This window comes from Brevundimonas sp. UBA5936 (assembly GCA_002430835.1).
Classification (GTDB): Bacteria; Pseudomonadota; Alphaproteobacteria; order Caulobacterales; family Caulobacteraceae; genus Brevundimonas.
The window spans coordinates 1-23,644 of the sequence record DJDA01000134.1; the positions used below are offsets into that span (position 1 = coordinate 1).

Consider the following 23,644-nt stretch of genomic DNA (forward strand, 5'->3'; position numbering starts at 1 on the left):
GAGACGCAGGACGCCGAAACCAACGCCGACGGGCCCCTGCTCGATCTCACCGACGCCGGGGTGAAGAAATTCATCCGCCAGGCGAAGACGCGCGGCTATGTGACGATGGAGGAGCTGAACAAGGTTCTGCCGTCCGAAGAAGTCACGCCGGACCAGATTGAAGACATTCTGGCCATGCTGTCGGAGATGGGCGTCAACGTCGTCGAAGCCGAAGAGGACGCCGCCGAGGCGACCGGCACCGACGTGGCCGCCGCCGCCGAGACCTCGGTCGCCGAAGCGCCCGCCAAGGCCGCCTATGACCGCACCGACGACCCGGTGCGGATGTATCTGCGCGAAATGGGCACGGTCGAGCTGCTGAGCCGCGAGGGCGAAATCGCCATCGCCAAGCGCATCGAGGCCGGCCGCGACGCCATGATCTCAGGGCTCTGCGAAAGCGCCCTGACCTTCGAGGCCATCATGGTCTGGCGCGAGGAACTGGCCAACAACCGCATTCTGCTGCGCGAAGTGATCGACCTGGACGCCACCTACGGCATCCTGAATCCCTCGTCCCTGCCGCACAACCAGCCCGCCCCGGCCCAGCCGACCGGCGAGCCGGACGGCGACGGCGAAGAGGATGACGACGAGGACTTCGACGACGGCGGCGCCATGTCGATCTCGGCCCTGGAAGCCGAGCTGCGCGACGGCGTCATGGAGGTGCTGGACGCCATCGCCGTCGACTTCGGCGAGTTCCGCAAGCTGCAGGACAAGCTGGTCGAGGCGCGCCTGAAGGGCGAAGTCCTGACCGCCAAGGACCAGAAGACCTATGAATCCCTGACGGCGTCCATCTCGGACCGCCTGAAGACGATGAAGCTGAACAACGCCCGCATCGAGGCGCTGGTCGAGCAGTTGTACGCCATCAACAAGCGCCTGATCGGCCAGGAAGGCCGCCTGCTGCGTCTGGCCGACGGCTACGGCATTTCGCGTCCCGAGTTCCTCAAGGCCTATTTCGGTTCGGAAATGGATCCGAACTGGGCTGAGCGCATCAAGGAGATGGGCGTCCGCTGGACCAAGTTCAGCGAGAACGAAGCCGCTCAGATCGACGCTATCCGCACCCATATCGCCAGCGTCGCCACCGAGGCCGGCGTGCCGATCGACGACTATCGCCGCATCGTGCAGATGGTCCAGAAGGGCGAGCGCGAGGCCCGTCAGGCCAAGAAGGAGATGGTCGAGGCCAACCTGCGCCTGGTCATCTCCATCGCCAAGAAATACACCAACCGCGGCCTGCAGTTCCTGGACCTGATCCAGGAAGGCAACATCGGCCTGATGAAGGCGGTCGACAAGTTCGAGTACCGTCGCGGCTACAAGTTCTCGACCTACGCCACCTGGTGGATCCGTCAGGCCATCACCCGCTCGATCGCCGACCAGGCGCGCACCATCCGTATTCCGGTGCACATGATCGAGACGATCAACAAGATCGTCCGCACCCAGCGCCAGATGCTGCACGAGATCGGCCGCGAGGCGACCCCGGAAGAGCTGGCCGAGCGTCTGGCCATGCCGCTGGAGAAGGTCCGCAAGGTGCTGAAGATCGCCAAGGAGCCGATCTCGCTGGAAACCCCGATCGGCGACGAGGAAGACAGCCACCTGGGCGACTTCATCGAGGACAAGAACGCCATCCTGCCGATCGACGCGGCGATCCAGTCGAACCTGCGCGAAACCACGACCCGCGTGCTGGCCTCGCTGACCCCGCGCGAGGAGCGCGTCCTGCGGATGCGTTTTGGCATCGGCATGAACACCGACCACACTCTGGAAGAGGTCGGTCAGCAGTTCTCGGTCACGCGCGAACGCATCCGTCAGATCGAGGCCAAGGCCCTGCGCAAGCTGAAGCACCCCTCGCGGTCGCGGAAGCTGCGGAGCTTCCTGGACAGCTGATCCGGGTGAAATGATTGGAAAAGGGCGGCTCCGACGGGGCCGCCCTTTTTTATTGACGCGGTCTTCCTTCCCCCATCGAGGGGGAGGGCTTTGGGCGAGGTTTTACTGCTTCTCGTCGAAGACGGTTTCGAAGCCGCCCCACATCATGCGCTTGCCGTCGAAGGGCATGTCCATGTTCGCCATGGCGGGGTCGTCCTGCATCTTGGCCCAGGCGTCGTCGGCGGTCTTCTTGTCGGGCCAGATCAGCCAGGAGAAGACGACGACCTCGCCGTCCTCCAGCTTCACCGCCATGGGGAAGCTGGTCAGCTTTCCATCCGGCACGTCGACGCCCCAGTTCTCGATCTGGGCGGTGGCGCCATAGCCTTTGAACAGGGGCCAGGATTTGCGGGCGGATTCAACATACCGCTCCTTGTTCTCGGCCTTCACGGGGGTCAGGAAGCCTGTGACGTAGCTCATCGTGGTTCTCCTTTGGGGGTTGGCCCCCTATCGCTCGCCGCGTGGCGGCTCGCTGTTTGAGGGGCAGGGCGGATCGTCGGGGCGGGCGGGGTCGTCGTCTTGGTCGAAAGCGACAGGTCGGACGGCTTAGCTTGGCGGCCTACCCGATCCTGTCAGCAGCGGCCTCGATGGCGGCGATGTCGATCTTGTGCATCGTCATCATCGCCTCGAAGGCGGCCTTGGCGCGGGCCGGGTTGGGATCGTCATAGAAGGCCATCAGGCGGCGCGGGGTGATCTGCCAGTTCACGCCCCAGCGGTCCTTGCACCAGCCGCAGGCGCTCTCGGCCCCGCCGTTTCCGACGATGGCGTTCCACAGGCGGTCGGTCTCGGCCTGGTCGTCGGTCATGATCATGAACGACACGGCCTCGGTCTGGGGGAAGTTCGGACCGCCGTTCAGCCCGACGTAACGGCGGCCGGCCAGGGTGAACTCGACCACTAGTTCGGATCCTTCGGGGCTCGACGGATTGTCGGCGGGGCTGGCGACGACGCGTTCGATGCGGCTGTCGGGCAGGCCCAGCGAGACGTAGAACTCGGCCGCCTTCTTCGCCTGGCCGAGGTCGTACCAGATACAGGGAATGATCTTGTCGCTCATGGCGCGCTCTCCTGCGGGGTGAGGTTTTCGGCGACCTGGGCCAGTTGGTCGGCGGCGGCGCCCCAGCCGGGCTCGAAACCCATGTCGCGGTGGGCCTGCATGGCCTTTTCGTCCCAGTGGCGGGCGCGGGCGGTGTAGCGCGTGCCGTCGCCTTCGGGCTCGAAGGTGTCGATGCGGACGAAGTTCATCTCGCCCGGCTGCGGGATCCAGCCTTCGGTGAAGGCGCCGGTCGTCACCAGACGGCGGCCCGGATCGACCTCCAGCACCACGCCGCGATACTCATGCCGCTCGCCCTCGGGCGACTGCATGACGACGTCGGCGCGGCCGCCGGGACGCAGGTCGTGGTCGACCGACACCGTGCTCCACGGGCGCGGGGTGAACCATTCGGTCGCGTGCCGGGTCCAGGCCCGCCACACCGTCTCGGGCGAGGCCTTGATGAAGCGGCTGACGCTGAGTTCGTACAGCGCGCTCATCGTTCAGCCCCCGCCGACCTGGGAGGCGAAGGCCTCAGGCCCCTGGGCGGCGGCTTCCGGGTCCATCCACATGACCTCCCAGATGTGGCCGTCGGGGTCGGCGTAGCTGCGGCCGTACATGAAGCCGTAGTCCTGTTTGGCGTTGAGATCGGCCTGGCCGCCGGCGGCGGCGGCGCGATCGACCACGGCGTCGACGCCGTCGCGGCTGTCCTCCGAAACGCAGATCAGCACCTGGGCCGTCTTGTGCGCGTCCGGAATGGCGCGGTCGGTGAAGGTCGCCCACTTCTCATGCGTCAGCAGCATGGCGTGGATGGTGTCGGAAAAGACCATGCAGGCCGCCGTCTCGTCCGAGAACAGCGGGTTCATGGTCGCGCCGACCGCCTCATAGAAGGCGACGGAGCGCGCCAGGTCGGCGACGGGCAGGTTGATGAAGATCAGCTTGGGCATCGGCGGTGGTCCTCCCTTGCGCGGCCCTCCCTCCCCGGACGGCCTGCCCTATGATGTTGGTCGTTCTGCGCCTTGATGTTATGTTAGTCAACCATGAAGTTAGAAAAAGTAACTACTAAGTCCGAATCCCGATCCCGGCGCTATCACGACGCCTGCGGGGCGGCGCACGGGCTGGACCTGGTGGGCGAGCGGTGGGCCTTGCTGGTCATCAGAGAACTCATGATGGGGCCGCGGCGTTTCAGCGACCTGCGAAAAGACCTGTGCGGCCTCTCGGCCAACGTGCTGACCCAGCGGCTGGAGGGGCTGGAGGCCTCGGGCGTCGTCCGGCGCCGCAAGCTGCCGCCGCCCGCCTCGGTCCAGGTCTATGAGCTGACCGACTGGGGCTATGAGATCGAGCCGGTCTTCATGGTGCTGGGCCGCTGGGCCGCGCGCTCGCCCCAGCACGACCCGACCCTGCCGATCAGCGCCGTCTCCATCATGCAGTCGTTCAAGACCATGTTCGATCCCGCGCGCGCGCAGGGCGCCGAGATGCGGCTGGGCTTTGCGCTGGGCGAGGACCGTATGGTCGTAAGCGTGGCGGGCGGCATCATCGACGCCATGCGCGGCGAGGTCGAGGGCTGCGACGTCGTGGTGCGCGCGCCGGCCCAGGTCGTGGCCGCCGCCGTCTACGGCAAGGTTCCGCTGGAGGGGCTGGAAGGCGAGGGGGCGATGACGATCGAGGGCGACCGGGCGACGTTCGCGCGGTTCGTCGACTTCTTCCACCTGCCGGAAAAGGCCGGGTAACGGCTAGGGCCTAGACCAGAATATCCAGCAGGGTTCCCGTCATCTCATCCGTTGTTCGGGCGACGGCGGCGTTGGCCGAGAACTCGCTCTTGGCGCGGATCTGCTCGACCGCCTCGACGGCGTAGTCGTCCATGCGGCCCGTGGCGACGCGGCGGGCGCTGTCCTCCAGCCGGGCCGAGGCGGCCTGCATCCCGGCGGCGGCGGTGCTGAGCGGCGAGATCATGGATGATCCTTCGACGGACGGAGGTCTGAACCCGGCCAGCATCGCCCCTGCGTGGTCAACGCCCGATCAACGGACGTGGTGAACGGCGGTCTTCTTTCTAAATGGCGCTGAAGGCCGAGCCGTCGACTGTGACTTCCTCAACCATGCGGACGGATACGCCAAGGCTGCGCTCCTTCAACAGGTCGCAGAGCGTGTCGCCGTCTACCAAGTCGATTGCGGGAGCGCCGTCGCGGGTCGCTTCTCTTCGGGCTTCGCTTGTGAATGTGCCGGTCGTGATGATCAGGCCCTTGTCAGCGCGGCCGACCATAGCGCCCCTGAAGTCGCGGACCGTTGATGCGCCGACGGACCCCTGCCAGCGTTTGCACTGAAAAATGACCTGAAACGACAGCAGGTTCATGCGCAGGACGCCGGTCCCGTCTATGCCGCCATCGCCGGTTTTGCCGGTCACTTCGACGCGGGTGAAGCCGGATTCACGCAAGAGGCGCTGGCAAAGCCGCTCGAACGCGGAGGGCTCCAACTGGAGCAAGACGGAAAGAAGCTGATCCTTCCAGTCCTCCTGTGCGGCTTCCTGCAGCACCTGAGGCGGGTCGAGCTTTTCCGTGACCGCGTTCGCACGCTGCGCGGCATAGCCCTTCTGCACCTGTTTGGGGATGGCTGCGATCTCGGACGCCGTCATGGCGGCGCCTGCCGGAGTCAGGCTCCAGACGCCTCTTTGGCTATTGGTTACAGCCCCGCCAAGCTTGAGCCAGCTTCGTGCGAAGCCAAGGCGCTGATCGACGACCAGTTGGTTCCACTTGCCGTGTCTGAGATTCAGAATCTCGTCGGAAAGGCCCATGTGCTCGGAAATATCTTCAAGCATTTCGGCATTGGTCAACGAACGCCCATGGGCCTTAAGCCGATCAACAATCGGCTGCATGAAGGCTTCAAAAGGAGGCGCATCCGAAAGCGACGAGGTCATCTCAAGTATTTTGGTGGATTGTTGATTTTTGAAACGGGTAGATCGATTCGGCCCCACCCCGGCCCTTATTCGTGTATAGGGAGCGCCTTCCCCGACGCCCGGCAGGCTGCGAAGCCTCGCCGGGCGCGGCCGTTTGACGGTCGCCCTACATCTGCTTTACCAGCATCTGAACTCCAGGCCTTTCATGCCCTTTCCCGCGATCCATCCCGCGCTTGACCGCGCCCTGCTGAACAAGGGCTACCTTGAACCGACGCCGGTTCAGGCCGCTGTCCTGGAAGGCCATGGCGAGGCGGACCTGCTGGTCTCCGCCCAGACCGGATCGGGCAAGACGGTGGCCTTCGGCCTGGCGGCGGCGCCGACCCTGCTGGGCGAGGACGAGCGGTTCGGCCAGGCGGACACGCCGCTGATGCTGGCCATCGCCCCGACGCGCGAACTGGCGCTGCAGGTCGCGGCTGAGCTGGAATGGCTGTACGCCGAGGCGGGCGCCAAGATCGTCACCTGCGTCGGCGGCATGGACGCCCGCAAGGAAGCCCGCGCCCTGAACCACGGCGCCCACGTCGTCGTCGGCACGCCGGGCCGTCTGAAGGACCATATCGATCGCGGGGCGCTGGACCTGTCGGCCGCTCGCGTCGTCGTGCTGGATGAAGCCGACGAAATGCTGGACATGGGCTTCCGCGAGGATCTGGAATACATCCTCGATCAGGCGCCCGAAGAGCGCCGCACCCTGCTGTTCTCGGCCACCATCGCCCGCGACATCGCGATCATGGCCAAGCGCTATCAGAAGGACGCGGTGCGCATCGACACTGTCGACCGCAGCCAGCCGCACAACGACATCGAATACCGCGCCATGCGGATCGCGCCGAACGAGATCGAGCGCGCCGTGGTCAACGTGCTGCGCTATTTCGAGGCGCCGGGGGTGCTGGTCTTCTGCTCGACGCGGGATTCGGTGCGTCACCTGCAGGCCTCGCTGGTCGAGCGCGGTTTCGCCTCGGTCGCCCTGTCCGGCGAGATGGGCCAGCGCGAGCGTAATGAGGCGCTGCAGGCGCTGCGCGATCGCCGCGCCCGCGTCTGCGTCGCCACCGACGTGGCCGCGCGCGGTCTGGACCTGCCCGACCTGGGCTTGGTGATCCACGCCGAACTGCCGATCAACAAGGCGACTATGCTGCACCGTTCGGGCCGCACTGGCCGCGCGGGCAAGAAGGGGATCTCGGTCCTGCTGGTCCCGCACAGCCGTCGCCGCAAGGCCGAGATGCTGCTGGGCTCGGCCGGGGTCGAGGCCGTCTGGTCCGGCGCCCCGACCGCCGATGAAATCCGCGCTCAGGACGAGCAGCGCCTGCTGGCCGCCCCCGTCTTCGCCGAGGAAGGCGCGGACGAGGACGCGGGTCTGGTCGAAAAGCTGGTCAAGGAGCGCACGCCGGACGATCTGGCCCGCGCCCTGCTGGTGCTGCTGCGCAAGAACCTGCCCGCGCCGGAAGACCTGACCGATCCGGGCGAAGGCCCGCAGCGCAAGCCGCGCCGCGAACGTGATGCGGCGGGCGGCGACGACTACGCCCCCGCGCCGTGGCCGGGCGACCGCCTGCAGCCGGACGAAGTCAGCTGGTTCCGTCTGGACATCGGCCGCAACCGCAACGCCGATCCCAAATGGCTGATCCCGCTGATCTGCCGCATCGGCGGCATCACCAAGCAGCAGATCGGCTCGATCCGCACCTTCCCCGAAGAGACGCGCTTCGAGGTCGCCCTGACCCACGCCGACGCCTTCCGCGCGGCGGCGGCCCAGAGCAAGGAAGAGGCCCGCATCACCCCGTCCGAGGCGCCGACGCCCGGTTCGATGAAGGGCGCGCGCAACCGTAACTTCGAGCGCGACGGCGAGGCCCGCCCCTACGCCAAGAAGCCCTTCCGCCGCGACGAGGACGGCCAGGGCCGCCCGCCGTTCAAGAAGAAGCCGTGGAGCCCGGACGGCGACGCAGGCCGCAGCGCGGATGGCGAACGTTCCTTCAAGAAGAAGCCCTATGCGCCCCGCACGGATGCGGCGCCGGGCGAGGGCGGTTTCAACAAGAAGCCCGGCTTCAAGGACAAGGGCGACAAGAAGCCCTTCACGCCCAAGGCGGGCTTCAAGGGCAAGCCGGACTTTAAGGGCGGTGGCAAACCCTTCGCCAAGGGGCCGAAGGGCAAGCGGGCTTAAACACCCGCTCATCCCCGCGGAGGCGGGGACCCAGTAAGAGCTTCACGCTCATCGTTCAGAGTGGCTATCCGCGCGCTTTCGGCCAAAGCACTGGGTCCCCGCCTCCGCGGGGATGAGCGGTGTGGTCGGGGACGCGCGACTTGCCCCCGGCGCGATCCGGGGGCAGGCTGGGGCCATGAGCATCGAGCAACCCCAAGGGCGGTACGCCTCGTTCGAGGCCTTCTACCCCTATTACATCCATGAGCACTCCAATCGGACGTGCCGCCGCATCCATGTGGTCGGGACGGGGTTGGTGATTGTGGCCTTCGTCGCCTTCTGCTTCACCCTGAACCCCTGGTGGCTGCTGGCCATGCCGCTGGTCGGCTACGGCTTCGCCTGGGTGGGGCATTTCTTCTTCGAGAAGAACCGGCCCGCGACGTTCAAATATCCGCTGTGGAGCCTGATGGGCGACTTCCGCCTGTTCTTCGAGACGGTCAGCGGCAGGCGGAAGTTCTGAAGGCGGGCTGAGGCCCAACGAAAAAGGGCGGCCGGTTCGATCCGGCCGCCCTTTTTGTCGTCAGGCTGAAAGGCCTCAGTTCGAGGCCGTTTCCCACGCCGGAGGGCAGCCGTCGAAGTCGCCCGCGTCGGCGATAGTCAGGGTCTTCATGTTCAGGCTCATGGCCGGGCGCATCGAGGCGCGGCCGTGGCCGGTGTAGAGGTCGATCTTGGCGCCCTTGATCGCGCCGCCGGTGTCGGAGGCGTACCAGTAGCCGTCGTGCACCGTGCCGTCGGCCATCTGCAGGCCGACCGTCTCGCGGATGAACAGCTTGGTGCGGCGCGGGATGACGCGCGGGTCGACCGCGACCGTGCGCATCGGAATCGGGCGGCAGCCCAGGGAATCGTTGCCGGTCGCTCCGCCGCCGCCGGCATGATAGAGGCGGGCCGAGGCGCGCCAGTCGGGATCGCCGGCCATCAGCTCGAGCTGTTCAGCCGACAGGTCCGCCGTTTCGGCGGAATCGATGGAACCGGGGGCCGTCGCGGCGGCTTCTACGACAGCGGCGTCGCGGGCGACGGCCGTTTCGTAAGGGACAGGCTCTCCGGACCCGGAGAAGGCCATGGTCCACAACATGGCAAGCGCGGCGGCCGTGCTCAACATCGATCAAACTTCATGCAGCACCGGTCCCGACACGCTCCGGCAGGGCGGTTTCTGACGACGAATTGCGGCGCAATTGCGGCGAATGAGATCAGTCGCTGTATCGGTAGTGGATAAGGCGCAAATGGGGCCAGTCTATCGCGCATCTGTCTCAGACTATCGAGACTATATGATATCAGTATTGACCGAATTTCAGTTCTATACTGATGCGCGTCTCTTCGCCGTTAACGTCTTGATCGTGTGCGCTAACACTTTATTGGCAAGAAAAGCTGGCCGAGGCGCCAAGATAACGACGGCGTGATCGGCGTTATGGCTGACGTGATCGGCGGGTGGAGGCGGGCGCGGGAATGAGATAAGCCGTCGTTTCCCCTTCTGAAATTTCCCACGGCGCCGTCTCATGAACCGACAAGTCAAACGCCTGATGATTTCCGCCGCCGCCCTGATGCTGGTCGCGGCGCCCGCCGTTCAGGTCGAGGCCTGGGGCAGTTCGGGCCACCGGGTGATCGGCGTGGCGGCCATGCGGGCCCTGCCGGGCGATCTGCCGGCCTTCCTGCGCACGGCCGGGGCCGCGTCTGACGTCGGCGAATATTCGCGCGAGCCGGACCGCTGGAAGGGCGCGGGTCAGCCGCATGACCGCGAGCGCGACACCGCCCACTTCGTCGACATGGACGATCAGGGCCGGGTGATGGATGCGCGGGGCATGACCATGGCCGACCTGCCGCGCCTGAAGTCGGAATACGACGCCGCCCTGACCCGCGCCGGTCTGGACGTGGATAAGGCCGGATACCTGCCCTACGCCATCATGGACGCCTGGCAGAATCTGGAGCGTGACTTCGCCTATTGGCGCGTGCTGACCGCCGCCGAGGCGCGCGAGCCGGATCTGGCCAAGCAGGCCTGGTATCGCGCCGACCGCGAACGCCGCGAGCAGTTGATCCTGCGCGACATCGGCGTGCTGAGCCACTTCGTCGGCGATGCGTCCCAGCCGCACCACACGACCATCCACTTCAACGGCTGGGCGGGCGAGACCAATCCCGAGGGCTTCACCAAGTCGCGCCGCACCCACGGCGATTTCGAGGGCGCCTTCACCAGCCGCACCCTGCGTCTGGATGCGGTCGAGGCGGCCATGGCGCCCATGAACGTCGAAGGCTTCGACCTGCGCGCGCGCACGGCCTCGCACCTGAACGCCACCCTGACGACGGTGATCCCCTTCTATCGGATGGAGAAGGCGGGCGCGTTCAAGGACACGGACCCGCGCGGCGCCGTCTTCGTCAATGAGCGGCTGGCGGCCGGGGCCTCGGAGCTGCGCGACTTCGTGTCGGCGGCCTGGCGCGTGTCGGCGAACAGCAGCATCGGTTGGCCGGCGGTCAAGGTCGCCGAGGTCGAGGCGGGCCGCGACGATCCGTGGACCTCGATGGTCGGCGAGGACTGACGTCTTTCGCCGGGCGGCGCGCGGGGGTAGGGGAGGCGGATGACTGAACTCACCCCTCCCGTCGTCGTCCTCGACAAGTCCCAGATGGCCGACAACATCGGCGCGGTCGCCCGTGTCATGGCCAATTTTGGCCTTTCGGAACTGCGGCTGGTCAGCCCGCGCGACGGCTGGCCCCAGGAGCGCGCCTGGGCCACGGCGTCCGGCGCCGACTGGGTGCTGGACGGGGTCAAGGTGTTCGACAGCGTGGCCGAGGCCATCGCCGACCTGAACACCGTCTTCGCCACCACCGCCCGCCCGCGCGAGACGCGCCAGCCGGTGCGCACTCCGCGTGAGAGCGCGCGCATCCTGTACGACGACACGGCGTCGGGGCTGAAGACCGGCCTGCTGTTCGGCGGCGAGCGGGCGGGGCTGGAGACGGGCGACATCGCCCTGTGCGCCGGGATCACCACCATTCCGATCGATCCCAAGCACCACTCGCTGAACCTGGCGCAGGCGGTGGCGATCAACGCCTATGAGTGGCGCACCCTGATCCTGGACGCCCCGCCGCCGCGCTTCCGCGAGGGCGAGCCGCCCGCGTCGAACGACCTCTTGCTGGGCATGTACGAGCATCTGGAGGCGGAGCTGGACAACGGCGGCTTCTTCTATCCGCCGGAGAAGAAGCGCTCGATGAGCCAGAACCTGCGCGTCATGCTGGGCCGCGCCGCCTTCACCGAGCAGGAAGTCGCCACCATGCGCGGCGCCATTCACGCCCTGGCCAAGGGCCGCGGCCGCGTGCTGGCCAAGCTGGCGGCGGAACGGGCCGAGGCGGCGAAGAAGGGGGAGTAGGCTTACCTCTCAATCCGCTCATCCCGGCGGACGCCGGGATCCAGTGGGAGCGCCAGACTCAACCCTCAACCATCAGGCGTAGCGCTTCGAAGCCAAAGTACTGGCTCCCGGCGTCCGCCGGGATGAGCGGGGGTGAAGCGCGTAGCCCTTTTCTGAAGGAGCCGCATGAAACTCGCCCTCGTCTATCCTCTCGCCGCCCTCGCCGAGATCGGCGGCTGTTTCGCCTTCTGGGCCTGGCTGAAGCTGGATCGCTCGCCGTGGTGGCTGGCGCCGGGCGTATTGTGTCTGGTCGCTTTTGCGTGGCTGCTGGCGCTGGTTCCGGCCGAGACGGCGGGGCGGGCGTTCGCGGCCTATGGCGGGGTCTATATCGTGGCGTCGCTGGCGTGGATGGCGTTGGTCGAAAAGACGCCACCGGACCGCTGGGACGTCATCGGCGGGGCGGTCTGCCTGGTCGGCGCGGCGATCATCCTGTTCGGGCCGAGGGGGTAGGGTTCTTTTATCCGCCGTCATCCTCGGGCTTGACCCGAGGATTCAGCGTCCTGGACGTGTGAGGCGCAGGGCGAGGGCGGGAGGCGTCGGCGCTGCTGGACCCTCGGGTCAAGCCCGAGGGTGACGGCAGTTGGGAGAGGGGGCTACAGCGCGCCGAAGAAGGCGGGCACGGTCTCGCTGGCGGGGCCGTAGACGCCCTCGTCGAACAGGCCCGCGCCCTGCGTCGGCTCCAGATTGATCTCCACCGTCCGCGCGCCGGCCATGCGCGCCAGCTGGACGAAGCCCGCCGCCGGATAGACCGCGCCCGAGGTGCCGATGGAGACGAACAGATCGCAGCGCGCCAGCGCCGCCTCGATCCGTTCCATCTCCAGCGGGATTTCGCCGAACCAGACGATGTGTGGGCGCAAGGTTCCGTGCGGGTGATGGGGCGAGGCGTGGGCGGGCTCAAGATCATCATGCCAGTCGCAGACGACGCCCGAGGCGGTGCAGCGCGCCTTCTTCAGTTCGCCGTGCATGTGGATCAGCTCGAAGCCCGGCGTGGGCGGGACGTTCGCGTGCGCGCGGTCGTGCAGGTCGTCGACGTTCTGCGTCACCAGCAGGAAATCGCCCGTCCACCGGGCCGCCAGATCGGCCAGCGCCCGGTGCGCGGCGTTGGGGTGGACGTTCGCCAACTGTCGCCGTCGCTGGTTGTAGAAGTCCTGCACCAGGGTCGGGTCGGCGGCGAAGCCTTCGGGCGTGGCGACGGCCTCGACGCGATGTCCCTCCCACAGGCCGTCCGAGGCGCGGAAGGTCGGCACGCCGCTCTCGGCCGAGACGCCGGCGCCGGTCAGGATGACGAGGTTCATCGCTTGGATCTCCGCTTGCGTCGCTGGTGCGCCAGCAGGCTTTCTGAGGCAGCGTACTCAGGCGGCAACAGGAATTTGGCGCGCCGATCATAGTCGCGCGCGGACTTGATGCTGTCGGCCCGGATCAACCGCCAGGCCCGCCATCCTAGGAAGATCCCTGACGTCGCAGCCCACGGGAGGGCCAGCAGCCAAGCTGTCCATGGTAGAGGGATGACGAGAAGATGAAAAAGAATGAGTGGGGCGAACGCCGCGAAAGGAATGGCGGCTATCAGATCATTTCGTCGAATATACAAAGGGCCGACCTCAATATGCTGTGCGGGGTTTGACAGCAGGGCGTCCACTCGACGGCGGAGTTTCAGATAGGCGGGACTCAGGCTCTTCATCACCATCAGTCTAGCCCTGATTTCGAACGCCCGGCGCGGACAGACGATCGTGCAGCCAGTCGATCATGGCGCGGACCTTGGGCGGGACGTGGCGGGGGTGGGGGTGGACGGCCCAGACGCCTTCGTCGGGCGGGCGGGCCTCGTCCAGCAGGGAGACGAGGGCGCCCGACGACAGGGCCTCGGCCACGTAGAAGTCGGGCAGTTGGCACAGGCCGAGGCCCTGCAGGGCGGCGTCCAGCACCGCCGCGCCGGAGTTGCAGCGCCAGCGGCCGGTGGGGCGAAGCGTTACTTCGCGCCCTGCCTCGGTGAAGCGCCAGTGTTCGGCCGAGCCGATCAGGCCGTCGTGGCTGGCGATCTCGGACAGGTCGCGGGGCGCGCCGCGGCGGGCCAGATAGTCGGGGCTGGCGCACAGGATCAGCCGCCGTGACGCCAGCCGCCGCGCCATCAGTCGGGAGTCGGTCAGATGGCCGAACCGCACCGCCAGATCATAGCCGTCGCCGACCAGATCGCGCAGGCGATTGTCGAGGTCGAGCTCGATCCTCAGTTCGGGGTTCTGGCGCGCGAAGGCGTTGACGGCGGGCGCGATGAACCGCTCGCCATAGGAGACGGAACAGGTCATGCGCAGCAGGCCGCGCGGGGCCTGGTCGTCCGGCTGGACGGCCGCCAGGGCCTCGTCGCGTTCGTCGATCAGGCGGCGGCAACGGGCGAGGAAGTCGCGGCCTGCGTCGGTCAGTTCGACCCGGCGGGTGGTGCGGTGGAGGAGGCGCGTTTGCAGCCGATCCTCCAGCCGGGCGATTTCGCGGCTGACGGCCGAGGTCGACAGGCCTAGGCGCCGGGCGGCGGCCGAGAAGCTGGCCTGTTCGGCGACAGCGGTGAATTCGTCGATCCCGTCCCAGCGGCTCATGGGGACGTTGGATCAGGATTATTGCTCAACAGCAATAATGTTTTGCGGTTGTCGCCGTTTCGGCCAAGCGCGGCGCGGCGTAGTAAGGTCGCCAAATCACCCGCCCACCTCATGTCCCTGAAGCAGCGAGCGACCGTGTCGCGAGCGTTAGGGACGTCCGAAGGACCACTCATCATGAAAACCCGCGCCGCCGTCGCGTTCGAAGCCAAACGCCCGCTCGAGATCGTCGAGGTCGATCTGGAAGGTCCGCGCGCGGGCGAGGTGCTGATCGAGATCAAGGCGACGGGCGTGTGCCACACCGACGCCTATACGCTGGACGGTCTGGACAGCGAGGGTCTCTTCCCCTCGATCCTGGGCCACGAAGGCGCGGGCGTGGTGGTCGAGGTGGGGCCGGGCGTAACCAGTCTTGCGGTCGGCGATCACGTCATCCCGCTGTACACGCCGGAATGCCGCCAGTGTAAGTCGTGCCTGAGCCGCAAGACCAACCTGTGCACCTCGATCCGGGGCACGCAGGGCAAGGGACTGATGCCGGACGGCACCTCGCGCTTTTCCTACAAGGGTCAGACCCTTCACCACTACATGGGCTGCTCGACCTTCTCGAACTATACGGTCCTGCCCGAGATCGCGGTGGCGAAAATCCGCAAGGACGCGCCCTTCGACAAGGCCTGCTACGTCGGGTGCGGCGTGACGACGGGCGTGGGTGCGGTGGTCAACACGGCCAAGGTCGAGCCGGGCGCCAACGCCGTGGTCTTCGGTCTGGGCGGCATCGGCCTGAACGTCATCCAGGGGCTGAAGATGGTCGGGGCCGACATGATCATCGGCGTCGACATCAACGGCGACAAGGAGGAATGGGGCCGTCGCTTCGGCATGACCCACTTCGTCAATCCCAAGGACGTGTCGGACGTGGTGGCCCATCTGGTCGAGCTGACCGGGGGCGGCGCCGACTACACCTTCGACTGCACCGGCAACACCGTGGTCATGCGTCAGGCGCTGGAAGCCTGTCACCGCGGCTGGGGCGAGAGCGTCATCATCGGCGTGGCCGAGGCGGGCAAGGAGATCGCCACCCGTCCGTTCCAGCTGGTCACGGGCCGCGTCTGGAAGGGCTCGGCCTTCGGCGGGGCGCGCGGCCGCACCGACACGCCCAAGATCGTCGACTGGTACATGGACGGCAAGATCGAGATCGACCCGATGATCACCCACACCCTGCCGCTGGAGCGGATTAACGAGGCCTTCGATTTGATGCATGAAGGCAAGAGCATTCGTTCGGTCATCGTCTTCTAACGAGAGGGATTCAGCCATGGGCGACTGGAAACTGCCGTGGACGGGGGCCTGCCTCTGCGGGCAGGTGAAAGTTCAGGTCGTCCAGGCGCCGGTCTTCGCGGCGGCCTGTCATTGCCGCGCCTGTCAGAAGCTGACGGGCGGCGCCTATTCCCTGAGCCTGATGCTGCCCAGCGCGGGGCTGACGGTCGAGGGCGAGACGGAGATCGGCGGCCTGCGCAATCCCGTGCCGGAGCATCACTTCTGTCCGTCGTGCAAGACCTGGCTGTTCACGCGCGGCATCGCCGGGGGGCAGTTCGTCAACCTGAGGCCCAGCCTGCTGGACGACGGGGCGTGGTTCGTTCCCTACGCCGACACCTGGACGACGGAGCGTCTGCCCGGCGCTCAGTCGGGGGCCAAGCTCGGCTATCCTGAGTTCCCGCCGCCCGAGGATTACGCCGAGTTGATGGGCGGCTACGCCCGCGAGGGCGCGCGGCCCGACTGAGCAGGTGCAGCAAAGTTCGTTGCCAAACGAAACCTTGTCGGCTTAGCTTGCCGCGCCCGGCGCTATGATCGGGCGGATCTGGGAGGATCACCATGTTTACGCACGTCACTGTCGGGGCCAACGACCTCGAAGCCTCGCACAAATTCTATGACGCCGTTCTGGGGGCTCTGGGCCACCAGCCGGGCACGCCCAGCGACGCGCCCATGCCGGGGGTCTGGTACATGACCCCGCGCGGGATGCTGGGCGTGGTCAAGCCGCGCGACGGCCAGGCGGCGTGCCACGCCAACGGCGGGACCATCGGCTTCTTCGCCAGCAGCCCCGAGGCGGTCGTCGCCTTCGCCGAGGCCGGGGTTGCGGCGGGTGGCGTGGCGATCGAGGATCCGGCCGGGCCGCGCAACACGCCTTTCGGCGCGATGCACCTGGCCTATCTGCGCGATCCGTCGGGCAACAAGATCTGCGCCGTTCACCGGCCGGGCTGAGGATTGAGGCGATGAAGATGAAGGCGGCGACTGCGTCGATCATGGCCGTTCTGGCCGTCACGGCGCTCGCCGCCTGCACGCCGGGCGGGGCGGATGCGCCCGCTGCGGCGCCTGCCGAGGCCTGGGTCCAGAAGAAGGTGGTGCTCTACCTGCCCGACCCGGTCATGAAGCAGAGGGTCGAGGTCGCCGACCTGTCTCCCTATCTGAAGACCGTCGATGAGGCTGTGGCCGCTGCAGCAAAGGCGCAGCCTTCGCAGCCCGGCGCCTCGGGCATGCTGTTGCTGATGGTCAAGCCGGGCGAACGATCCAGGGCCTTCGTCGTCAGCGGAGAGCCGTCGATGAAGCCGGAGGTCGTCGCGGCGATCACCGCCGCCGCCGGGGCGGTTCCGGCGCCGTCGGTGCGCGAGGGGCCGATCCTGGTCGGCCTGCAGTTCGACGCCTGGGGCGGCGGCGCGCAGCCCCAGGGGGCGGTCGCCCCGATCCCGCGCGACTGGTACGCGCATTTTTCCAAGGATGGCGGCGTCCTCGATGACGCCTTCATGGCCAGGGTCTGGCCGGACTGATCTTCAGGAGTTCGAGTTGATGGAAACGGTCAAGAGCCACGTCGTTCACGGCGGGACGCTGCGCTATCTGAAGCACGACAGCGCGACGACGGGCACGCCCATGACGCTGTCGGTTTTCGTTCCGGCCGGCGAAGGCCCGTTCCCGGTCCTGATCTGGCTGTCGGGTCTGACCTGCACCGAGGACAACTTCACCACCAAGGCCGGGGCCTATAAGGCCGCCGCCGAACACGGCGTCATCATCGTCGCGCCGGACACCTCGCCGCGCGGGGAAGGCGTGGCCGACGACGCCGCCTATGATCTGGGGCAGGGCGCGGGCTTCTATGTCGATGCGACGCAAGGCCCGTGGGCGCCGCATTTCCGCATGGAGACCTATGTCACGGGCGAACTGATCGAGCTGATCGACGCTGAGTTCCCGACGACGAAGACGCGCTCCGTCTTCGGTCATTCGATGGGCGGGCATGGGGCGCTGACGCTGGCCCTACGGCATCCCGAACTGTTCCGGTCGGTGTCGGCCTTTGCGCCGATTTCCTCGCCGACGCGGTGTCCGTGGGGTGAGAAGGCCTTCACCGCCTATCTGGGCGAGGACCGGGCGGAATGGGCGAAACATGACGCGGCCCTGCTGATCGAAGGCGGGGCGGCCAAGGGCGTGTTCGACGACATCCTGGTGGATCAGGGCGACGCGGATTCCTTCCTGACCGATCAGCTGAAGCCGGAACTTCTGAAGGCGGCGGCGCAAAAGGTCGGACAGGGGCTGACCCTGCGCATGCAGCCGGGCTATGACCATTCCTACTTCTTCATGGCCAGCTTCGTGGACGACCATGTGGCCTTCCACGCCAAGCGGCTGAAAGCCTGAGTGTGATGACCAACGCCGCCCCCGATTTCGACGCCATGTTCGCCGACTTGTGTAACCAGGTCGGCTTCTGCCTGCATGAAAAGGGGCAGAAGAAGGTGATCGACGCCCTGCCCAAGGGCTTGGACGCCGCCATGCGCGCCGTCTTCGCCGCCGAGGGCGTGGACGAGCCGAACGCGCCCGGCGATCTGAAGCGCGCCGTGCGCGACTGCATCAAGGCCCATGTGCAGCGCTGAGGACGCGCTGAACCACGAATGACGCAGACTTAATCCGCAAGGCGACGATCAAGCCTTGCGGGCGGCCATCGCTTCGCTAGCATCCCGGCCCATCGCTTTTGGGAGGAAGCTCATGATGGATCGCCGCCGCCTGTTGATGTCGGTCGCCGCGGGGGGAGCGCTGGCCGCTGTCGGCCCGGTTCGCGCCCTCGCCCACGGCGCTGCGGCGCAGACCGCCTCGGCCGACTTCAACGCCCTGATGAATCGGATCGCGCAGGAGATGCTCCTGACGGACCCGGAATCCCTGACCATGCTGGGCATGGACCGGGGCGAACACGCCGACGCCCGCTTCAAGCTGAGCGACCGCAGCCAGGCCAAGGTCGAGGCCGACAAGGTCAAGTTCGTCGCCGCCATGAAGGACATGGCGGCCATCGACCGCAACGCCCTGCCGGCCAAGGAGCAGATCTATCACGACTCCCTGACCTTCTTCGGCGAGACGGTGAAGGAGGGCTACGCCTTCCCCTATGGCGGCGGGATGTTCCCCTCGCCCTATACGGTCAGCCAACTGGGCGGCTCGTACCAGCAGATCCCGGACTTCCTCGACAGCCAGCACCGCATCGAGGCGGCGGATGACGCCGAGGCCTATCTGTCGCGCCTGTCGGACTTCGCCCGCAGTCTGGACGACGAACGCGAGCGGATGCGGATCGACTACGCCGCCGGGGCCGTGCCGCCGGATTTCGTCATCGACCGCACCCTGACGCAGATGGGCGCCATCACCGGCACGGCCGTGGCCGACTCGGCCATGAGCCAGTCGATCGCCCGCCGCACGGCCGAGAAGAACATCCCCGGCGACTGGGCCGCGCGGGCGCAGACGATCCTGACGCGAGAGGTCTATCCGGCCATCCAGCGCCAGGCCGACGCCCTGAAGGCGGTGCGCGCGGGCGCGACGCACGACGGCGGCGTGTGGCGTCTGCCGGACGGCGAGGCCTACTATCGCTATGGGCTGAAGAACTACACCACCTCTGCGATGACGCCGGACGAGGTGCATCAGATGGGGCTGGATCAGGTGGCCGAGATCTCGGCCCGCGCCGACGGCCTGCTGAAGGCGCAAGGGTTGACGCAAGGCACGGTCGGCCAGCGCATCGCCGCCCTCGGCAAGGATCCGCGCTTCGTCTATCCAAACACGGATGAAGCCAAGGAAGAGCTGCTGAAGGAGCTGAACGTCCAGATGGCGGCCATGCAGGCCCGCATGCCGGACTATTTCGGCCGCCTGCCCAAGTCGCCGTGCGACATTCGTCGCGTGCCCAAGGCCATCGAGGCCGGGGCGCCGGGCGGCTACTACATGGCGCCTGCCCTGGATGGGTCGCGTCCGGGCGCCTACTACATCAATCTGCGCGACACGGCGGAGTGGCCCAAGTGGACCCTGCCGACCCTGACCTATCACGAGGCGGTGCCGGGCCATCACTTCCAGATCGCCCTGCAGATGGAGCAGCCGGACACCCCGTTGCTGATGAAGGTCATGGGCTTCTCGGCCTATTCCGAGGGCTGGGGCCTGTATTCGGAGCAGTTGGCGGACGAGATCGGCGCCTATGAGAACGACCCCTTCGGCCAGATCGGCTACCTGCAATCCTTGATGTTCCGCGCCGCGCGGCTGGTCGTGGACTCGGGTCTGCACCACAAGCGCTGGAGCCGCGAACAGGGCATCCGCTACATGGTCGATACCCTGGGCGATCAGGAATCCAGCATCGCCACCGAGGTCGAGCGCTACTGCGTCTGGCCGGGTCAGGCGTCCAGCTACAAGGTCGGCCATACCACCTGGGTGCGCCTGCGCGAGGACGCCAAGAAGCGTCTGGGATCGCGTTTCGACATCAAGGGCTTCCATGACACCGGCCTGAGCCTGGGCGGCGTGCCGCTGACGGTTCTGGAGCGGACCATGAACGCCTGGACCCCGGCCTGACGGCTGGACCTCATACGGGCGCGCCGGTCCGTCATTTCAGTAAGCTTTGGGAGCGGCGTCCGGCGCGGCGCGGCTCCGTTGGGGGAATATCCGAATGATCGACCGCCGCCGCCTTCTTCTGACCGCCGCCGCAACCGCTGTCGCCGCGCCTTCGCTGGCGCAAGCCGCCGCGGCCGTGTCGGACGCCGATACGCGCCTGAACGCCCTGCTGGACGGCTGGTTCGAGGCCGACATCGACGAGGCGCCCGAGCGCGCCACCAACCTGGGCCTGGACAAGGGCGCCCGCGCGGGCCTGTCGTCCAAGCTGAGCGAAGCCGGGCCGGACGCCATCCGCAAGGATCGCGACAAGGCGGTCGGTCGCTGGGCCGAACTGCGCGCCTTCGACCAGACGGGCCTGTCCGAGGCCGGGGCGCTGAACTACGCCATCGCCGCCTTCGGACGTCAGACCTCGGCCGAGACGGCGCGCTTCGACTACGGCGCCGGGCCGGGCCGCCCGTCTCCCTATGTCGTGACCCAGCTGTCGGGCGGCTATTTCTCCATGCCGGACTTCATGGACAACCAGCACCGCATCGAGGATGCGGCGGGCGCTGACGCCTTCCTGTCGCGCCTGGACGCCTTCGCCGGCGTGCTGGACGGCGAGACGGCCAAGATCCGCGAGGACGCCGGGCTGGGCGTCATTCCGCCGGACTTCATCATCGACCGGATGCTGCCGCAGATCCGCACCCTGCGCGATACCTCGGCCGCCGACATGTCCATGATCAAGTCGCTGGCCCGCAAGGCTGGGGCGCTGAACCTGTCGGGTTACGACGCACGCGCCGTCGCCCTGGTCGATCAGAAGATCAAGCCCGCCCTGGCCCGTCAGATCGAGGCGCTGGAGAAGATCCGCCCCGACGCCGTGCACGACGCGGGCGTGTGGCGCCTGCCGGACGGCGAGGCCTTCTACGCCGCCGGGCTGAAGTCGAACACGACGACCACGCTCTCGGCCAAGGAGATCCACGCCATGGGCCGCGAGCAGGTGGCCGAGATCACCGCCGAGATCGACGGCATCCTGAAGTCGCAGGGCATGACCCAGGGCACGGTCGGCGAGCGGGTTCAGGCCCTGAACAAGGATCCGGCGCAACTGTTCCCCAACACCGACGCGGGCAAGGAAGAGCTGCTGAAGTGGCTGAACGAACAGGTCGCCGCGCTGGAGCCGAAACTGCCCGCCGTCTTCGGCCGCCTGCCCAAGACCCACGTCGAGGTGCGCCGCGTGCCGGTGTCGATCCAGTCGGGCGCGCCGGGCGGCTACTATCAGGGGCCGCCGCTGGATGGCTCGCGTCCGGGCGCCTACTACATCAATCTGCGCGACAGCGGGAATTGGCCGAAGTTCGCCCTGCCGACCCTGACCTATCACGAGGCCTCGCCGGGCCACCACCTGCAGGTGGCGCTGCAACGCGAGTCGGGCGAACTGCCGCAATGGCGCCGCGCGGGCGGCTTCTCGGCCTATAACGAAGGCTGGGCCCTGTACGCCGAGGCGGTCGCGGCGGACGATCTGGACGCCTACGCCACCGATCCGCTGGGCCGGGTGGGCTTCCTGATGTCCTATCTGTTCCGGGCTGTGCGTCTGGTGGTCGACACCGGCATCCACTCCGAACGTTGGAGCCGCGAGCAGGCGGTCGACTATATGGCGGCTTCGGGCGCCAAGCCGCTGGACGCCTCGAACAGCGAGATCAACCGCTACTCGGTCTGGCCGGGCCAGGCCTGTTCCTACAAGGTCGGCCACACGGTCATCGCGCGCCTGCGCAAGGAGGCGGAAGCCAAGCCCGGCTTCGACCTGCGCGCCTTCCACGACAAGGTGCTGGGCAGCGGCTCCCTGCCGCTGGCGGTGCTGGAAGGGCGGATGCGCGCCTAAGCGCTTCCTAGAAACAGGAAGGGCCGGAGGTTGATCCTCCGGCCCTTTTTTATGGCTGAATTGACGTTGAGTGTCGGCGTCCTCGCTTACAGCTGCGTCATCCTCGCCCTTGTGGCGAGGATCCAGACACGCAGCCAAAGCCATTTTAAACGATCTGCTTAAACCAAGGCGCACGTCGAGGTTCTGGATCCTCGCCACAAGGGCGAGGATGACGGGCAGAAGAAACAACGCGCGTGAGGCCGCTAGTTCGCCAACACTTAACGTGAAGACAGCCTTTTTTATTGGCCCGGTCGATGCCTAGGGGCGGTCGTCAATAGCGGGTGGTGCGGGTGGAGCGCGAGGTGCAGACGGCGTCGTGGGCCATGGCGCAGTCGGCGCCGCCGCTGGCCTGACACTGGCTGAGGGCGTTGGCGCGGGCCGTGCGGGCGTTGCGCGCCGGCGTAGAGAAAAAGCGGGTCAAGCCGTCGATCTGGCCGGAGGCCACGGCCGAACAGGCGTTGCGCCAGGACGCCACCGGCGCGCAGTTGGCGTCAGGCTCGGTCGGCGCGCGCATGCTGACGCCCCAGGCATGGTCCGGCTGCTCGCACTTGCGCATGGCGTTGAACATGGCCGCTTCTATGTTGTGGCCCTGCAGGACATAGGGATAGACCGCGCCGGTGTCGGTGTTGAACGCAAAGGCCCCCAGGCCCTCGACGCGCTCGCGATAGCCCATGGTGCTGGTGTCCACGCCCTGGGGGGCGTCCGGGGCGCAGGTCGCCGACCCGGTCGCCGTGCCGACCGGGCATTGGGTCTGGGCCGAAGCCTCGTTGGGCGGCAGCCCCGCCATGAGGGCAAACCCCAGGGCGGCGGCGCCTAAAACAGTATTGAATCTCATGACTTAACCCTCGATCGCGCGCCAGGTGGTCGGCCACAGATCTTGAGGTATGGCGGTGCAGCTCGGCATGTTTTTCTCGTCCAGAAGGGCGAAGCTTTCGCCGGTCCAGGCCCAGACGCCCATGCGGCCGCAGTCGCCGATGCCGCGCCCGCGCCCGAAGGCGAACAGGGTGCGGCTCTTGGGGTCATAGCGGCTGTTGACCAGTTCGTCGTGGCTGCCCGTGGCCGTGGGGAAGGCGACCGGCTGGGGCGCGGTCCCGTCCGCCGGGGTGATGAAATAGACCTGGGTGAAGTTGTAGGCGCCCTCGCCGCACGGCACGCTCCACAGCAGCTTGTCGGAGGCTAGGCGGGCGACCTCGACGTCCGGCTCGAACCGCTCGCCCTTGCGGCTCGTGGCCAGGCATTCCTTGACCTTGGGGTGGGCCAGCAGCGCCGGCGACAGGTCGTCCTGCACCAGGCCGTTCTGGGACACGGCGGCGGCCACGGTCACGCGCGGCGCGGCCGGGGCGGCGGGGACGCTGGAGGCCGGGCGGTCGCCGCGACGGATCAGGGCGGTGGTCGTGCCCAGCCGTCCTTGACGCTCGTCGATCCATAGGAAGGCGGCGGCGGCCCCGCCCAGGCTGACCTTGATCTGCTTGTCGCCGCGTCGGATCGACATGGCGGCGCCATTGCCCAGGCCGTTCATCAACTGGGCCGAGGGCGTGTTGAAGGCGATGACGTCGCCTTCCTCGTCCATCTTGGCGTTCTGGCCCGCATGGCGATGGCCGTCGATCTCGGCGTAGACGGAGCCTTCGCCGTCCTCCAGGCCCCAGCCGCCCATGTGGACGACGGGCCGCGCCTCAGGGCCGGGGGCGAGCGAGACGAGGACGAAGCCCATCTCATTCTCGCCCGGTCCGAAGGCGACGCAGTGGTTGGTGTTGTCGCAGGTGGCTGTCCAGTCGCGGAACTCGCGCGTCACGCTGGGCGGGTTGGCGGCCGCGGTCTGA

The 23,644-nt window shown here is 67.4% G+C and carries 27 protein-coding genes; 15 read left to right on the forward strand and 12 right to left on the reverse strand.

The features are described from left to right. The coding region (rpoD, locus tag B2Y21_RS14125) for an RNA polymerase sigma factor RpoD (RefSeq protein ID WP_292060459.1) at positions 1-1,908 on the forward strand (1,908 nt) is incomplete at its 5' end. A 102-nt stretch (positions 1,909-2,010) separates the two neighbouring features. Here rpoD and B2Y21_RS14130 read toward each other — a convergent pair. The 4 genes from B2Y21_RS14130 to B2Y21_RS14145 form a co-directional block, all read right to left on the reverse strand. Then, positions 2,011-2,364: a DUF1428 domain-containing protein gene (locus B2Y21_RS14130; RefSeq protein WP_292060460.1), complete on the reverse strand. Its 354-nt coding sequence runs from the start codon at positions 2,362-2,364 to the stop codon at positions 2,011-2,013. Between the two features lie 139 nt (positions 2,365-2,503). Further along, a complete protein-coding gene (locus tag B2Y21_RS14135; RefSeq protein ID WP_292060461.1) occupies positions 2,504-2,995 on the reverse strand; it encodes a VOC family protein in 492 nt (163 codons plus the stop codon). Then, positions 2,992-3,468 (reverse strand): SRPBCC family protein, encoded by a 477-nt coding sequence (locus B2Y21_RS14140; RefSeq protein ID WP_292060462.1) that lies wholly within the window; start codon positions 3,466-3,468, stop codon positions 2,992-2,994. Before B2Y21_RS14140 ends, B2Y21_RS14135 begins: the two co-directional genes overlap by 4 nt. A 3-nt stretch (positions 3,469-3,471) precedes the next feature. Continuing rightward, positions 3,472-3,915, reverse strand: coding sequence for a VOC family protein (locus B2Y21_RS14145; protein WP_292060463.1), 444 nt, complete (start codon positions 3,913-3,915; stop codon positions 3,472-3,474). 93 nt (positions 3,916-4,008) lie between these two features. On the opposite strand from B2Y21_RS14145, the gene B2Y21_RS14150 reads away from it, so the two are divergent. Beyond that, positions 4,009-4,698, forward strand: a complete 690-nt coding sequence (locus B2Y21_RS14150; RefSeq protein ID WP_292060464.1) for a winged helix-turn-helix transcriptional regulator — start codon at positions 4,009-4,011, stop codon at positions 4,696-4,698. Between the two features lie 10 nt (positions 4,699-4,708). Here B2Y21_RS14150 and B2Y21_RS14155 read toward each other — a convergent pair whose 3' ends face one another. Next, complete coding sequence (locus B2Y21_RS14155) at positions 4,709-4,921, reverse strand: flagellar hook protein FlgE (RefSeq protein ID WP_292060465.1); 213 nt, start codon at positions 4,919-4,921, stop codon at positions 4,709-4,711. Positions 4,922-5,018: 97 nt separating this feature from the next. Further along, positions 5,019-5,879 carry a restriction endonuclease gene (locus tag B2Y21_RS14160; RefSeq protein ID WP_292060466.1) on the reverse strand — a complete coding sequence of 287 codons (861 nt, stop codon included), beginning with the start codon at positions 5,877-5,879 and terminating at the stop codon, positions 5,019-5,021. A gap of 184 nt (positions 5,880-6,063) precedes the next feature. On the opposite strand from B2Y21_RS14160, the gene B2Y21_RS14165 reads away from it, so the two are divergent. Together B2Y21_RS14165 and B2Y21_RS14170 are read left to right on the forward strand one after the other, a co-directional pair. Further along, positions 6,064-8,061: a DEAD/DEAH box helicase gene (locus B2Y21_RS14165; RefSeq protein ID WP_292060467.1), complete on the forward strand. Its 1,998-nt coding sequence runs from the start codon at positions 6,064-6,066 to the stop codon at positions 8,059-8,061. A 175-nt stretch (positions 8,062-8,236) separates the two neighbouring features. Continuing rightward, positions 8,237-8,557 (forward strand): Mpo1-like protein, encoded by a 321-nt coding sequence (locus tag B2Y21_RS14170; protein ID WP_292060468.1) that lies wholly within the window; start codon positions 8,237-8,239, stop codon positions 8,555-8,557. A 75-nt stretch (positions 8,558-8,632) separates the two neighbouring features. Here the strand turns inward: B2Y21_RS14170 and B2Y21_RS14175 are convergent, their stop codons facing one another. Continuing rightward, positions 8,633-9,196: a 3D domain-containing protein gene (locus B2Y21_RS14175; protein ID WP_040346148.1), complete on the reverse strand. Its 564-nt coding sequence runs from the start codon at positions 9,194-9,196 to the stop codon at positions 8,633-8,635. 394 nt (positions 9,197-9,590) lie between these two features. Between B2Y21_RS14175 and B2Y21_RS14180 the strand changes: the two genes are divergently transcribed. The 3 genes from B2Y21_RS14180 to B2Y21_RS14190 all read left to right on the forward strand — a co-directional run bounded on the left by B2Y21_RS14180 (position 9,591) and on the right by B2Y21_RS14190 (position 11,936). Beyond that, on the forward strand, positions 9,591-10,622 hold the full coding sequence (locus B2Y21_RS14180; RefSeq protein ID WP_292060469.1) for a S1/P1 Nuclease: 1,032 nt from the start codon (positions 9,591-9,593) through the stop codon (positions 10,620-10,622). 39 nt (positions 10,623-10,661) lie between these two features. Further along, positions 10,662-11,447, forward strand: coding sequence for an RNA methyltransferase (locus tag B2Y21_RS14185; RefSeq protein ID WP_292060470.1), 786 nt, complete (start codon positions 10,662-10,664; stop codon positions 11,445-11,447). A gap of 165 nt (positions 11,448-11,612) precedes the next feature. Further along, on the forward strand, positions 11,613-11,936 hold the full coding sequence (locus B2Y21_RS14190; RefSeq protein WP_292060471.1) for a YnfA family protein: 324 nt from the start codon (positions 11,613-11,615) through the stop codon (positions 11,934-11,936). Positions 11,937-12,079: 143 nt separating this feature from the next. Here the strand turns inward: B2Y21_RS14190 and B2Y21_RS14195 are convergent, their stop codons facing one another. The 3 genes from B2Y21_RS14195 to B2Y21_RS14205 are packed head-to-tail and all read right to left on the reverse strand — an operon-like array spanning position 12,080 to position 14,068. Continuing rightward, positions 12,080-12,781 (reverse strand): NAD-dependent deacylase, encoded by a 702-nt coding sequence (locus tag B2Y21_RS14195; protein ID WP_292060472.1) that lies wholly within the window; start codon positions 12,779-12,781, stop codon positions 12,080-12,082. Then, positions 12,778-13,170: a hypothetical protein gene (locus tag B2Y21_RS14200; protein ID WP_292060473.1), complete on the reverse strand. Its 393-nt coding sequence runs from the start codon at positions 13,168-13,170 to the stop codon at positions 12,778-12,780. The genes B2Y21_RS14195 and B2Y21_RS14200 overlap by 4 nt, the downstream gene beginning before the upstream one ends. 4 nt (positions 13,171-13,174) lie before the next feature. Continuing rightward, positions 13,175-14,068: a LysR family transcriptional regulator gene (locus tag B2Y21_RS14205; protein WP_292060474.1), complete on the reverse strand. Its 894-nt coding sequence runs from the start codon at positions 14,066-14,068 to the stop codon at positions 13,175-13,177. A gap of 174 nt (positions 14,069-14,242) precedes the next feature. Here B2Y21_RS14205 and B2Y21_RS14210 point away from each other — a divergent pair, with 174 nt between their 5' ends. The 8 genes from B2Y21_RS14210 to B2Y21_RS14245 all read left to right on the forward strand — a co-directional run bounded on the left by B2Y21_RS14210 (position 14,243) and on the right by B2Y21_RS14245 (position 21,785). Continuing rightward, positions 14,243-15,349: an S-(hydroxymethyl)glutathione dehydrogenase/class III alcohol dehydrogenase gene (locus B2Y21_RS14210; protein ID WP_076223638.1), complete on the forward strand. Its 1,107-nt coding sequence runs from the start codon at positions 14,243-14,245 to the stop codon at positions 15,347-15,349. Positions 15,350-15,365: 16 nt separating this feature from the next. Next, positions 15,366-15,830 carry a GFA family protein gene (locus B2Y21_RS14215; RefSeq protein ID WP_292060475.1) on the forward strand — a complete coding sequence of 155 codons (465 nt, stop codon included), beginning with the start codon at positions 15,366-15,368 and terminating at the stop codon, positions 15,828-15,830. Positions 15,831-15,922: 92 nt separating this feature from the next. After that, positions 15,923-16,309: a VOC family protein gene (locus B2Y21_RS14220; protein ID WP_292060476.1), complete on the forward strand. Its 387-nt coding sequence runs from the start codon at positions 15,923-15,925 to the stop codon at positions 16,307-16,309. 11 nt (positions 16,310-16,320) lie between these two features. Then, positions 16,321-16,872, forward strand: a complete 552-nt coding sequence (locus B2Y21_RS14225) for a hypothetical protein (protein WP_292060477.1) — start codon at positions 16,321-16,323, stop codon at positions 16,870-16,872. A 19-nt stretch (positions 16,873-16,891) separates the two neighbouring features. Then, positions 16,892-17,725 carry an S-formylglutathione hydrolase gene (fghA, locus tag B2Y21_RS14230; RefSeq protein ID WP_292060478.1) on the forward strand — a complete coding sequence of 278 codons (834 nt, stop codon included), beginning with the start codon at positions 16,892-16,894 and terminating at the stop codon, positions 17,723-17,725. 5 nt (positions 17,726-17,730) lie between these two features. After that, positions 17,731-17,958 (forward strand): hypothetical protein, encoded by a 228-nt coding sequence (locus B2Y21_RS14235; protein ID WP_289648059.1) that lies wholly within the window; start codon positions 17,731-17,733, stop codon positions 17,956-17,958. Between the two features lie 112 nt (positions 17,959-18,070). Then, positions 18,071-19,894 carry a DUF885 domain-containing protein gene (locus B2Y21_RS14240; RefSeq protein ID WP_292060479.1) on the forward strand — a complete coding sequence of 608 codons (1,824 nt, stop codon included), beginning with the start codon at positions 18,071-18,073 and terminating at the stop codon, positions 19,892-19,894. A gap of 94 nt (positions 19,895-19,988) precedes the next feature. Beyond that, positions 19,989-21,785 carry a DUF885 domain-containing protein gene (locus B2Y21_RS14245; RefSeq protein WP_292060480.1) on the forward strand — a complete coding sequence of 599 codons (1,797 nt, stop codon included), beginning with the start codon at positions 19,989-19,991 and terminating at the stop codon, positions 21,783-21,785. A gap of 310 nt (positions 21,786-22,095) precedes the next feature. On the opposite strand, the gene B2Y21_RS14250 is transcribed toward B2Y21_RS14245, so the two are convergent. Both B2Y21_RS14250 and B2Y21_RS14255 read right to left on the reverse strand, forming a co-directional pair. After that, positions 22,096-22,659: a DUF4189 domain-containing protein gene (locus tag B2Y21_RS14250; RefSeq protein WP_292060481.1), complete on the reverse strand. Its 564-nt coding sequence runs from the start codon at positions 22,657-22,659 to the stop codon at positions 22,096-22,098. Positions 22,660-22,662: 3 nt separating this feature from the next. Further along, on the reverse strand, positions 22,663-23,644 hold a 982-nt coding region (locus B2Y21_RS14255), incomplete at its 5' end, for a DUF1176 domain-containing protein (RefSeq protein ID WP_292060482.1).